General features: G+C 73.0%; 8 protein-coding genes. 2 read left to right on the forward strand and 6 right to left on the reverse strand.

The window, feature by feature from the left end:
- Positions 1-15: 15 nt before the first annotated feature.
- Complete coding sequence (locus DWV08_RS12170) at positions 16-1008, reverse strand: ABC transporter permease (RefSeq protein ID WP_115414040.1); 993 nt, start codon at positions 1006-1008, stop codon at positions 16-18.
- Positions 1008-3002, reverse strand: coding sequence for an ABC transporter substrate-binding protein (locus DWV08_RS12175; RefSeq protein ID WP_162801563.1), 1995 nt, complete (start codon positions 3000-3002; stop codon positions 1008-1010). Before DWV08_RS12175 ends, DWV08_RS12170 begins: the two co-directional genes overlap by 1 nt.
- A 458-nt stretch (positions 3003-3460) precedes the next feature.
- Between DWV08_RS12175 and DWV08_RS12180 the strand changes: the two genes are divergently transcribed.
- Positions 3461-4630, forward strand: a complete 1170-nt coding sequence (locus tag DWV08_RS12180) for a substrate-binding domain-containing protein (protein ID WP_162801564.1) — start codon at positions 3461-3463, stop codon at positions 4628-4630.
- Between the two features lie 12 nt (positions 4631-4642).
- Here the strand turns inward: DWV08_RS12180 and DWV08_RS12185 are convergent, their stop codons facing one another.
- Genes DWV08_RS12185 through DWV08_RS12200 form a run of 4 tightly spaced genes read right to left on the reverse strand, consistent with a single transcriptional unit; the run spans position 4643 to position 10119 of the window.
- Positions 4643-6682: a heparinase II/III family protein gene (locus DWV08_RS12185; RefSeq protein WP_115414043.1), complete on the reverse strand. Its 2040-nt coding sequence runs from the start codon at positions 6680-6682 to the stop codon at positions 4643-4645.
- A 31-nt stretch (positions 6683-6713) separates the two neighbouring features.
- On the reverse strand, positions 6714-7580 hold the full coding sequence (locus DWV08_RS12190; protein ID WP_115414044.1) for a sugar phosphate isomerase/epimerase family protein: 867 nt from the start codon (positions 7578-7580) through the stop codon (positions 6714-6716).
- Positions 7577-8938: a DUF993 family protein gene (locus tag DWV08_RS12195; protein WP_115414045.1), complete on the reverse strand. Its 1362-nt coding sequence runs from the start codon at positions 8936-8938 to the stop codon at positions 7577-7579. The genes DWV08_RS12190 and DWV08_RS12195 overlap by 4 nt, the downstream gene beginning before the upstream one ends.
- A gap of 5 nt (positions 8939-8943) precedes the next feature.
- Positions 8944-10119, reverse strand: a complete 1176-nt coding sequence (locus DWV08_RS12200) for a Gfo/Idh/MocA family protein (protein WP_115414046.1) — start codon at positions 10117-10119, stop codon at positions 8944-8946.
- 430 nt (positions 10120-10549) lie between these two features.
- Between DWV08_RS12200 and DWV08_RS12205 the strand changes: the two genes are divergently transcribed.
- A complete protein-coding gene (locus tag DWV08_RS12205; RefSeq protein ID WP_162801565.1) occupies positions 10550-13006 on the forward strand; it encodes a glycosyl hydrolase family 95 catalytic domain-containing protein in 2457 nt (818 codons plus the stop codon).
- Positions 13007-13050: the final 44 nt, after the last annotated feature.

The following is a 13050-nucleotide window of genomic DNA, read 5'->3' on the forward strand; positions in this document are numbered from 1 at the left end:
GTCGAGAGCCCTTTCTCAGCGTGCACCGAGGCGGACCCGGGGGTCCAGCCATCCGAGCAGGAGGTCGGAGATGAGCGTGCCGATCACGGTCAGCGTCGCGCTGATCAGCACGATCGATCCCGCCAGGTACATGTCCTGCGAGCGCAGGGCGTCCAGCAGGAGCGGGCCCATCGTGGGGAGGTTCAGCACCTGCGAGACGATCGCGTCCGCACTGATGAGGCCTGCGAGCACCCAGCCGATCGTGGAGAAGAAGGGGTTCATCGCCACGCGCAGCGGATACTTCACGGTCAGCTTCGCCTCGGAGACCCCGCGGGCACGTGCCGCGGTGACGTAGGGCTTGCGGATCTCGTCGAGCAGGTTCGCGCGCAGGATCCTGATCATGCCCGCGGTGCCGGCGGTGCCCCACACCACCAGGGGTATCCAGATGTGGCCCAGCAGGTCGAGCACCTTGCCGAGGTTCCATGCGGCGTCGCGGTACTCCGGGGAGAACAGACCGCCGGCACCGGTGCCGAAGTACGTCATCCCGAAGTACATGAGCACCAGCGCGATGAGGAAGTTCGGGGTGGCCAGGCCGATGAAGCCGATCAGCGTGAAGGCGTAGTCGCCCACGCTGTACTGACGCAGCGCGGAGTAGATCCCGATCGGGAAGGAGACCGCCCAGATGAACAGCATCGTGCAGATCGACAGCATGATCGTCAGCGGCAGCCTGTCCGCGAGCAGCTCGGTGACGGGCATCTTCCAGGAGAAGGACTCCCCGAAGTCGAGGTGGAGGAGGATGTTGGAGATCCACTTCCAGTACTGCACGATCATGGGGTCGTTGACCCCGTACCGCTCCTGGAGCGCCGCGATGCGGCTGGAGTCGATCTGATCGCCCTGCGCGGCGTACTGCGCGACGAGGGTGGAGACGTAGTCCCCCGGCGGCAGCTGGATGATCACGAACGAGGCGATCGAGATCGCGAACAGCGTCGGGATCATGATCAGGATCCGCCGGGCGAGGTAGCGCCCCATCAGGCGCCCTCGGCGAGGAACCAGGTCTCCGGATTCGCGTGACCCGGCGTCATGTAGACCCAGGTGTCCGGGACCCCCTCGATGATGTTGCGGACCCGGTTCTTCACGACCCAGTACGGGTTCGGGGACGAGCTGAGCCCGATGCCCCAGAACTCCTCCTTGGCGATGTCGAGGACCTGCTGGAAGATCGCCGTGCGCTCCTCCTCGTCCGGGGTCTCGGCGTGCTGCCACATCAGCTCGATCTGCTCGAGCGCCGCGGGGACCGGCTCCTCGCCGCCCTCGCCGCGGGAGTTGTAGTAGGCGGCCCACGGGGTCGCCCAGACGGACTCGTCGGAGAAGGGCATGTACCAGCGCGGGTCGATGTCCTCGACGGCGAGGCCGCCGTCCCCGCCCCACATCCCGGCGTCGATCTCGTTGGCGCCGGCGGTCTTGCGGTCGTAGAACAGGGTGCGGTCCAGGGAGTTGACGCTCATGCGGATGCCCACCTCGCCCCACATGGTCGAGATCATCGAGGCGGCCGGCGGCCACTCGGGGAAGATCGCGTTGGGGGTGTCCAGGGTGATGGTCAGGGTGTCGCCGTCGGGCATGGTGCGGAACCCGTCGGAGTCCCGCTCGGTGAGGCCGGCCGCGTCGAGGTGCTCGTTGGCGAGGTCGACGTCGAACTCCGTGTACTGCTTCGCGAACTCCTCGTCGTAGAAGCGGGAGTCCGCGTGCGGCGCCCACTGCCAGGGCTCGCCCTGGCGCTGCCAGACCGCCGTGATGATCTCCTCGCGGTTGATGGCGTGCGAGAGGCCGATCCGGAAGTCCTTGTTGCGGTACAGCTCCGCCTTCGCCTGGTCCTTGTGGGCGAGGTTCAGCGCGATGCACATGGAGTTCATCGACGTGGCCGTCGTGTCCACCAGACGGATGCCGCCGCTCTCGGCCGCATCGGCGAACACGGGCTTGTTGGACGAGCTGTTGGCGTGGCGGAACATGATGTCCAGCTCGCCGTCGGTGGTCTTCAGCGTGATCACCTCGGGATCGGCGACGACCTCGAAGGACAGCGTGTCCACGTAGGGAAGCTGCCGCCCCTGCGCATCCGTCTTCCAGAAGTACGGGTTGCGCTCGAGCACCACCGACCCGGTCTCGCCGAGGGGGGTGGTGCAGACCCAGCCGAACAGCGTGGGCAGCTCGACGTTCTTCCACACGCCCTCGATGGCGATCTGGTCGTTCCACAGGTCCGTCCAGACCTCCATCCCCGCCTCCTCGACCTTCGCGTCGAGATCGTCGTTGTAGGCGGGCAGGAAGTCCTGGCAGTAGTGCTTGGGGAAGTAGGGCGGCCAGTCCATGTTGCGGTCGAGGCCGGGCATGAACAGGCCCGTGGGGGACGCGAAGGTGAGGGTGACGGTGACGTCGTCGACCTTCTCGGCGATGGCCTTCTCCCCGCCGATGCTCAGCCACCCGGGAGGCGACGGGTGCAGCTCCTCGTCGCCGTAGACGTCCTCGATGGCGAAGACGACGTCGTCCGCCGTGAAGGGCTCGCCGTCGGACCACTTCATCCCCGACCTCAGCGAGATCGTGTACACCATGCCGTCCTCGTCCGCCTGCTCCACCGCCGAGAAGACGTTCGGGACCGTGGACTCGAGCATCGCGTCCCGCCGCAGGCCGGGCTCGTAGCCGATGAGGCGCAGGATCGAGGTGCGATCGCCGGGGCCGATGGTCACGGAGCGCATCGTGCCTCCGTAGCTGCCGATCTCCGCCGCATCGACGACCAGCGGGTCCGAGGGGATGCGCTCCTCGAGCGGGGGCAGCTCGCCGGCGTCGACGCGCTCGGTGAGCATCGGGGACTCCATGACGTCGAGGTCCGCGTCGGTGCCCGATCCCGCGCCGCCGCCGGCATCCGGCTCGGTGGAGAAGAAGGTGCACCCGGTGGCGGTCGCCGCGGCCAGGGCCGCGCCACCGCCGAGCACGCTGCGTCGGCCAAGGGTTCTGCGGGGGGACAGCTGAGTCATCATTGCCTCGCTCATCTAGTTGCAACGTTGCAGGTGTAGCGCTTTCCAAGATACCGGCGAAGTGCCCGGCAGAAAAGCTCTGGTTACGGAATCGTGATGCGCACAGATCAGCGTCGACATCACGACAAGAGGTGGGAAGAACGCTCTCACCTCGGCGTGCAGTGCACTTCGGGGATTCCCGCGGCCCCGGCGAATACATGCCAGGACTGCGCCTCATGCCACTGCGGCGAATTGTCGGAGCGGGGCACATTCGTGCATTCCGCCCGTCAGCCGACCACCGCACGCGGCGGCCGGGGTCGGATGGCTCACCACCCTCGAAAGACAGAGACCATCAGACACGCACACGATCGCTCTGTCAAGAGTGCGGGAAAGATCGTTCAGGATCGATCACGATCATCCTTGTCCGTTATGCTGTGGCGGGCGCCACTCGGTCGCCCCGTTCCCAGGAGGAGGATCGCGACGTGAGCAGCACGCTCCCTTCGAGTCGACGCCGACGAGTGCTCGAGCACATCCTCCACGCCGGAGAGGCACAGGTCAGCGCCCTCGCCGGCGAGCTGGGAGTCTCCCCGATCACGATCCGCCGCGACATCACGGCCCTCGCCGATGACGGGCTGGTCGAACGTGTCCACGGCGGGGCCCGGCGGCTCGACAGCGCCTCCACGGGCGCCCGGACGGCCTCGGCGTCCGGCCCTGCCGCGCGCGCCCCCGCGCCGGTGGGCGCGGCGGGCGTCGACACCTCCGCCGCCTCGCCCGGACCGCGCCCCCGCATCGCGATGGTCGTCCCCTCCCTGAGGTACTACTGGCCCGCGATCCTCAGCGGCGCCTCGGAGGCCGCCCGCGCACTGGGCGTGGAGCTCCTGGTCCAGGCCTCCACCACCGGAGCCTCCGCCAATCTCGCCGTGGTGGACGGACTCGCCCAGGACCCGCAGCTCGACGCGCTGATCATGGCGCCCGAGATGCGCGGGGGCGCCGACACCACCCAGCTCCTCGCGCGGTTGAGCGCGCTCCAGATCCCCGTGGTCATCACCGAGCGGGAGATCAGCGGGCACGGGCCCGCGCCCCACGCCTTCGACACCGTGCGCTCGGACCATTCCCGCGGCACCGCGAGCGCGGTGCGCCACCTCGTCGAGCTGGGCCACACGCACCTCGCGCTGGCGACGGATCCGTTCAGCCCGACGCGCCCGTACGTGGAGGACGGCTTCGAGCGCGCCGTGGAGGAGTTCTCCCTGGACCCCGCGCTCGTGCACCGCTCCATCCTGGACACCCACGGCGCGGATCCCTTCGCGGAGATCGACGTGCTGCTCGAGCGATGCGCCGACCACGGCACCACGGCGATCATCATCCACTCGGACGTCGCCGCCACCCTGTTCCTGCAGCATGCGCTGCGCCGCGGCCGGTCGATCCCGGAGGACCTCTCGGTCGTCGCCTACGACGACGAGCTCTCCGAGGTGACGAGGCCGGCGCTCACCGCCGTCGGCCCGGCGAAGCGGGAGCTCGGCGCCCGGGCCGTCGCCCTCGCGCTGCAGCGCCTGCGCCACCCCGAGGCCCCGGTCGAGCACGTCGAGCTCCTCCCGGCGCTCCGGGTGCGCGAGACCAGCGCCGCGCCGCGCACCGACGCCGCGCACCTCTGAGCGGCGGCGCCCTCAGCGCACCGCACGCAGGATGACGTCGAGCTCGACGCGCCCGGAGTCCTCGCCGACGGGCGCCAGCACCAGGCGGTGCACCGTCTCGCCCCAGGAGCGCTCCAGCAGCGGGTCCTCGACCGCCCTGCGCTCCAGCGTCCCGGCACCGTGCCGCGCATCCCAGGTCAGCTCCGCCACGGCTCCGGAGAGGGCGCGCAGCCGCAGCCGGCCCGGCCGGTGCTCGAGCACCTCGCCGGCGAGCACATGGTGCGCGCGGACCAGTCCGTGCCCGGGCATCAGCTGCCAGCGATCCTCGAGGCGGATCTCGGCGGGATCCGCCGCCCCGGCCCCGTCCGGGGCGCCGGACGGCTGCGAGGTCCCACGATGGAGCCGGACCGCCCGACGATGGCTGCGCACCCCTGCCTCCGCCGGGTAGGCGGCGGCGAGCTCGAGCGTGAGGGAGGGGCGGCCCGCCGGGTCACCCGGCGCCGGCTCCGAGGCGCGGGTCGGGGCGGGCTCCGGCGCCTGGCCAGGGGCCTCGACCAGCCGGGCCCGGTACTGCGCGCCGACCCCCTGCCCGTGCCCGCCCACGGTGGGCAGCGTGTGCCAGGCGGTGGTCATGGTCCAGATCTCGTAGCGCCGCTCGGTGAAGGTCTGCGCGGTGTAGGTGGGCTGGCCGAGGTCGATCAGCACCGGCGCGCTGTCCAGCGCGACCAGGCAGGAGCCGACGTCGAGGTGGTTGTGCGCCTCCTCGTTGTGGCCGCCCTTCGCCGCCAGGGTGAGCCCGGAGGGATCGCCCGCCCGCTCCCTGGCCACCATCAGCTGCACCTCGGGCAGCCAGGTCAGCGCCGGGAACGGCGGTCTGGACGAGGAGCCGTCGGCCGCCGTCCATTCCGCGTCGCCGAGCGCGGTGAGGACCCGGCCCAGGCCGAGATCCGGCAGCACCGGCGGCGCCGGAGCGCCGCCGCGGCGGGAGAGGGCCTGGGCGAGGACGTCCTCGGCGCCGAGCCGCCGACCCCAGCGGTGCAGGACGTCCCAGGGCTGCTCGGCGGCCGGGCGGGCCGGACCGTCGGCGACGTTGACGAACCATCCCCGGCCCAGATCCATCCGCTGCGGGAAGCGCAGCAGCTCCCCGATCACGTCGAGACCCGCCGGAACCTTGGCGTCCAGGGCGCCCCCGGCGGCGACGAGCAGCAGATCCACCGCCTCCAGAAGGCGGCACGCCCCGTTCCAGAAGTAGGAGAACCCCTCGTCGATCCCGCCGTCGGCGGGGAAGGAGGCCAGGTAGCGGTCCAGCTGGGCGAGGGACAGTGCGAGGATCGCGTCGCGACGGGACCTCTCCTCCTCCGCGTCCAGCAGGAACAGCGCCCCGGCGATCAGGTGCTGGTGGATCCAGCCGGTCCAGTTGTGGGCGGTCCCGTGGAGCCAGTGCCAGTCGCGGCGGGCGAGGTACGGGTCGAACACCCGTCGCCGCGCCTCGGCGCGCATCCGATGCCGGAGCCCGGGGGCACGCGCGTCGAGCTCCTCGGCCAGGGCGAGATCCGCCCAGGCGAGCACCTGCAGGGTCTGCGCGGCACCGAGGTCGACCACCGGGGAGTCGGGGTCGGGGACCACCCAGCCGTGCCGCGCGTGCGCCTCCTCGTGGGCCACCCAACACCAGCTGGACAGCTCGCACAGCAGCATCAGCCCGTCGGCCGCGCGATCGATCCAGCGCTGCTCGCCCGAGGCGAGCGCGGCGAGCACCGCCTCGCCGGTCATGATGCCCAACCGGCGCACGTCGTCCTCGTGGTCGGTGCGCACCCCCTCGCGCCAGAACCGGGCGTACTGGCTGAGCAGCGGGAACGGCAGCGGCTCGGGCGCGGCGGAGAGGGCAGGGGCGAGCATCGCCGCGCGCAGCGGCTCGGCCGGCCGGCGCGGCAGCGGGATCCGGCCGCGGGCGCCGTCCAGCGCCCGCGAGAGGGTCTCGGGCAGGCGCGCTCGCTCGACGGCCTCGGGGCCGACGCCGCCGGGATCCTCGGGATCGACCTCGAGGCCCCAGGCGCTGCGCAGCATCGACGTCATGGTCGCGGACTCCTCACGCAGGGCTCCTCGCTCAGGCGTGCGGGAGCACCAGCTGCTCGAAGCGCTCGGCGATGATCCGCGCGGCCTCGTCGGCCGGGGTGGCCCACACGTCCTCGTTGAAGATCTCCACCTCGATGTCGCCGGTGTAGCCGGCCGCGGCGATCATGCGGGTGATGGAGGGGAAGTCGATGTAGCCGTCGCCCATGTACCCGCGGGAGTGCAGCGGCTCCGCCGCCAGCGGCAGGTTCCAGTCGCACACCTGGTAGCTGAACAGGCGCTCGGTGGCGGCGGCCCGCTGGATCGCGCGCTCCAGGGTCGGGTCCCACCACACATGGTAGGTGTCCACCACCACGCCCGCGGCAGGGCTGCCGGAGGCCTCGGCGATGTCGAGCGCCTGATCGATGGTGGAGACCACGGCGCGATCGGCCGTGAACATCGGGTGCAGCGGTTCGATCGAGAGGGTCACGCCGCGCTCGGCCGCGTAGGGCGCGAGCTCGGCGACCGCCTCGGTGACGCGGGCCCGCGCGCCGACGAGGTCCTTGTCCGTGCGGTCCACGCCGCCGACGACGAGCACCAGGGTGGGCGCGCCCAGCGCCGCGGTCTCGTCGATCGCGCGGCGGTTGTCCTCCAGCGCCGCGGCGCGGTCGGCCTCGCCGGCGGCGGTGAGGAAGCCGCCGCGGCACAGGGTGCTCACCCGCAGACCGGCGTCGTCCACGCGACGGCGCAGCGCCTCCAGGCCCACCTCGGCGACGTCCTGGCGCCACAGCCCCACGGCGTCGATCCCGCGGGCGGCGGTGGTCTCGAGGAACTCCTGCACGGGGGTGGTGCGGAAGGTCCAGCGGTTCAGCGACAGCCGGGGCGTGCCGGTGCCGAGCTGCGGCGAGGGCGGGGTGTTCATGCCGTGACCCCCTCGCGCTGCACGGCCCCGTCGGCCGTGCGGGAGCCGTCGGCCGCCGCCGCGACCCCCGCGGCCCCGTCGGCCGTGCGGGTCCCGTCGGCCGCCGCGTCCACCGGGTACCCGGCCAGGCGCAGCATCGCGTGCCAGCGCTCGACCGCCAGCGCCGGGTCCTCCAGATTGCCGGTGGCGGCGGCCAGCTCGATGGTCCGCGAGAGGTGCGGGAGGCTGCGCGCGGAGTGCATGCCGCCCACCATCGAGAAGGCCTGCTGGTGGCCGTTGAGCCAGGCCAGGAAGGCCACGCCGGTCTTGTAGTGGTAGGTGGGGGCGGAGAAGACGTGGCGGCCCAGCTGCTCGGAGGCGTCCAGGATCCGGCGCGCCTCCTCGGGATCGCCCGCGTCCAGCGCCTGCACGGCGGCGGAGGCGGCCGGCGCCGTGGCGGCGAACGCGCCCAGCAGGGCGTCGGAGTACTCCCCGGGCACCTGCGCGGCGCCGGGCTCGGCGGTGCCGGTGCCGTCGCCCACGATGAGGTGGGAGAAGTGGAAGTCGTCCCCGGTGAGCATGCGCACGCCCTCGGGGAGCCGCTCGCGCACGGCGATCTCGGCGGCGTCGTCCAGCAGGCTCATCTTCACCCCGCGGATCTTCGCGGGATCGGCCTCGATGATCCGCAGCAGCGTCTCGGAGGCGACCGCGGTATCGGTGCTGCCGAAGTAGCCCTCGAGCTGGGGGTCGAACACGGTGCCCAGCCAGTGCAGCACCACCGGGGCGGTGGCCTCGGCGAGCACCCGCCGGTACACCTCCTCGTACTCGGCGGCGGTGGTGGCGGTGGCCGCGAGGTGGCGGCTGGCCATGAGCACGGCCCCGGCACCGCTGGCCTCGGTGTGGCGCAGCTGCTCGAGGTACGCCTCGACGATCTCGTCGAGGCTCAGGCTGCGACCGGCGTGCTGGTCGGTGTTCACGCCCGCCACCACCAGGTCGCTCACCTGCGCGTCCGGCGGGAACACGGCGGCGATCGCGGGATCGGCGAGCGCCTCGCGGGCGGCGTCCGCGGTGCGGGTGATGAGCTCGCGGGTGGCGGCGGGGTCCAGGCCCATGTTGCGCTGGGCGGTGTCCATCGCGTCGGCCACCCCGAGCCCGCGGGACCACATGGTGCGGCGGAAGGCGAGAGTGGCGTCCCAGTCGATCTGCGCGGGGGCGCCGGGGGTGTTGTCCCCGTGCACCTGCGGCACCACGTGCACGGCCGCGTACACCACGCGGGAGCGCAGCGGCGCGGTGGGCGGGGCGAAGGCGGGGGCGGCGCCGAGGGCGATCGTGCGCAGCGTGCCGTCCGCGTCCAGCAGGGTCAGCGGGAGCTCGCGCATGGCCCTCACACCTCCGTCAGCGGGTCGAGGGCGATGCGTCGGCCCTCGGCGGAGCTGGTCAGGCCCGCCTCGGCCAGGCGCACGCCGCGCGCGCCGGAGAGGAAGTCGAAGGGGTAGGCCGGCCCGCCCGTCTTCGAGCCCTCGTAGTGCCGCAGGAAGTCCTCCCACTGCACCTTGAAGCCGTTGTCGAAGCCGTCGGGGCCGGCGTTGTCCGGCACCTCGATCCAGTCGTCGTAATAGTTGTGCGGGTCCTTCACGTCCGGGTTCCACACGGGCTTGGGGGTGGCCTCGCGCGGCTGGATGTGCGCGCCGTGCAGGCCCACCACGGCGGAGCCCTTGGTGCCGTCCACCTGGAACTCGACCAGCTCGTCGCGGTGCACGCGCACGTCCCAGCTGGAGTTCATCTGCACCACGGCGCCGCCCTCGAGGCGGAACACGCCGTAGGCGGCGTCGTCGGCGGTGGCTGTGTACTCCTGGCCCTTCTCGTCCCAGCGCTTCCCGATGTGGGTGGCGGTCTGGGCGTAGACGTCCTCGATGCGGCCGAACAGCTCCTCGATGACGTAGTTCCAGTGCGGGAACATGTCCGCCACGATGCCGCCGCCGTCCTCGGCGCGGTAGTTCCAGGAGGGCCGCTGGGCGCTCTGCCAGTCCCCCTCGTACACCCAGTACCCGAACTCGCCGCGCACGGAGAGGATCTCGCCGAAGAAGCCGGAGTCGATCAGGCGGCGCAGCTTGAGCAGGCCGGGGAGGTAGAGCTTGTCGTGCACCACCCCGTTGACCACGCCCGCCTGCTTCGCCAGGCGCGCCAGCTCCAGGGCGTCCTCGAAGGTCTCGGCGGTGGGCTTCTCGGTGTAGATGGCCTTGCCGGCGGCGATGGCCTTCTTGAGGTTCGCCACGCGCAGGTTCGTGACCAGGGCGTCGAAGTAGACCTCGTAGTCCGGGTTCGCGAGCGCCTCGTCGACGTCGGTGGTCCATCTCGTCAGGCCGTGCTTCTCGGCGACGCCGCGCAGCTTCTCCTCGTTGCGGCCCACCAGCAGCAGGTCCGGCAGCAGACGGTCGCCGTCGGCGAGCTCCACCCCGCCCTGCTCCTGGATCGCCAGCAGCGAGCGCACCAGGTGCTGCCGGTATCCCATGCGCCCGGTGGCGCCGTTGACGATGATCCCGATCCTGCGTGTGGCCATGTGGCTGCTCTCCTTCGTGGGCGGGCGCCGCGGGGTGGGCGCCGGACGATGCCGGTTCTGGGGCGGTGGGCCCGGTCTCGCAGCACTGCAGGACGGTAACCGCTTTCCGCTGACGGCAGTCAATCATATCGATGCGCACTCGGCAAGCGCTTGTCCGGGGCGGCGTGAGCGAGGCCGCATCGCCGCGGGCCCCCTGGACCACACGCGGAGGGCCCGGCGGCCCGCGGGGTGGGCTCCCGCGGGCCGCTCGCGACCCGTGAGCGCACCACCGAGGGGCCGCAGAACCGGTCGCGACAACACGGGGCAAGAAGTGGCCCCGCTCACATCCGCTCCCGTAGACCGTCACCGGCGACCTCCCCCGGGGAGGATGCGGTCGACGGCGACCCCACGGGCCGACCGTGCGCCCTGGCCCTCCGACGAAAGGCTCCCCGTGGCCCTCTCCCCCGTTCTCCGCCGCCGCGGCCCCGCCGAGCGCTGGCTCGAGGCGCTCCCCCTGGGCAACGGGCGCCTCGGCGCGATGGTCTGGGGCGATCCCGAGCGCCCCCGCTTCTCTCTGAACGAGTCCACGCTGTGGTCCGGCGCGCCGGGCGTGGACGCCCCGCACCGCACGCCGCGGCGCGAGGCCGGCGCCGCCCTGGCCCGCTCCCGCGCCCTGTTCGAGGAGGGCGCGATCGAGGAGGCACAGGCCGAGATCGAGCGCCTGGGCGCCTCCTGGTCCCAGGCCTACCTGCCGGTGGGCGACCTCACGGTGCACCTGGAGGAGGCGGCCGACGGCGCGGCGGACGGGGCAGGCACGACCGCCGGCGCGGCCGACGGGGCAGGCAGGACCGACGGCGCGGCGGACGGCGCAGCCACGCGTCTCGGCGCGGCGGGCGAGGCGCCCGCGGCCGGCGCCGGGCCCTGGGAGCGTCTGCTCGACCTGGCGCACGCCGAGCACCTGGTGCACCCCGCGGCGACCGACGACACCGCCGCCGACGACCCCTCCGCCTCCCATCTCACCCTCGCCTCCGCGGCCGACGACGTGCTGGTCCACTCGATGCCCTGCCCGGACGGCGCCCGCGTCGTGCTCGGCGTCGAGTCGCCGCTGCACGAGGAGCGCCGCGAGGTGCACGAGGACGGTCTTACCGTGGTGGTGCGTGCCCCGTCGGACCTCCCCGCCGGGCAGTTCCGCGACACCGAGGAGATCGCCTGGCGCCCCGAGGGGGCGAGCCGCGCCGCGGTGGTGGTGCGCACCCGCGTCGAGTCGGGCCGCCTGCTGCTGGTGTGCGCGATCGCGACCACCTGGCAGGGCCTCGGCGAGGCGCCGGACCGCGACGTCGACGAGGTGCTGGCCGCCGCGACCGCGCAGGCGGAGACCGCGCTCGAGCGCGGGGAGCAGGAGCTGCGCCGACGCCACCGCGCCCACCCCCTGCCCGGCACGGGCGAGGTGGCACTGGAGCTGACGGGCTCGCCGGAGGCGGAGCTGCTGGCCACGTGCTTCGCCTACGGCCGCTACCTGCTGGCCTCCGCCTCCCGGCCAGGCCTGCCGCCGGCCACGCTGCAGGGGCTGTGGAACGCGCAGCTGGAGGCGCCGTGGTCCTCGAACTACACGGTGAACATCAACCTGGAGATGAACCACTGGGGCGCGGGGGTCGCGCACGTCCCCCACGCCGTGGAGGCGCTGGAGCGCTACGTGGCGATGCTGCGGGAGGCGGGCCGGGACACCGCGCGGCGGCTGTACGGGGCCGACGGCTGGACCGTGCACCACAACACCGACCCGTGGGGGTACACCGACCCCGTCCGCGGGGAGCCCTCGTGGTCCACCTGGCCGATGGGCGGGCTCTGGCTCGAGCAGCTCCTGGGCGAGCTGTCCGCCACCGACGGACGCGCCCCGGAGGAGATCGCCCGCGCGCGCTTCGCCGCGCTGCGGGAGGCGGTGGCCTTCGGCCTGGACCTGCTGCACGAGAGCGCCGACGGCCACCTGGTCACCTTCCCCTCCACCTCTCCGGAGAACCTCTGGCGCAGCCCCTCCGGCGCGGCGGTGTCCGTCAGCGAGGGGGTGGGGATGGACCGCTGGCTGCTGCGGGAGACCGCGCAGCGCCTGGTCGAGGCCGCCGCCCGGCTGGGCCGCACCGACGACTCCGTGGTGCAGCGCGCCGCCTCCGCCCTGGACCTGGTGCCGGAGCCGCGGATCGGCGCCGACTCCCGCGTGCTGGAGTGGCACGCCGACGCCCTCGAGGAGGTGGAGCCGCACCACCGACACGTCTCCCACCTGGGATTCCTCTACCCCGGCGGGGTGCCCGCGACGGCGGCGCAGGAGGAGGCCGCGCTCCGCTCGCTGGAGGCCCGCGGGGACGAGGCCACCGGCTGGTCGCTGGTGTGGAAGGCGTGCCTGTGGGCGCGGCTGCGCCGCGGCGACCGGGTGCAGGCGCTGCTCGAGCTGTTCCTGCGCCCCGCCGAGGCCGCGGACGGCACCGCCCGCAGCGGCCTGTACCCGAACCTCTTCTCCGCCCATCCCCCGTTCCAGATCGACGGCAACCTGGGGATCGTCGCCGCGCTCGCGGAGTGCCTGGTGCAGAGCCACCGCGGGGAGATCGAGCTGCTGCCGGCGCTGCCGCCGATGATGGCCGACGGCGCCGTGCGCGGGCTGCGGGCGCGCCCCGGTGTCGCGGTGGACATGACCTGGCGCGCCGGCGCCCTCGACCATCTGACCCTGCGGGCGCTGGGCCCGGGCGCGCACGGCACGCACCGGGTGCGCTGCGGGGAGTGGACCACCGAGGTCACACTGACCGGATCGGATTCGGTGGAGGTCGAGTGCCGCGCCGCGGCGGCAGGGCCGACGGACGCCGGTGACACCGACTCCGCTCCGGCGGACGTCGGCCTACAGCCCACCGCTCCGATTCTCTGACACGATGACTCCGCCGCGCGGCCCGGGCCCGGGCGACGCGTCGC

The organism is Brachybacterium saurashtrense (assembly GCF_003355475.1).
Taxonomy (GTDB): domain Bacteria; phylum Actinomycetota; class Actinomycetes; order Actinomycetales; family Dermabacteraceae; genus Brachybacterium; species Brachybacterium saurashtrense.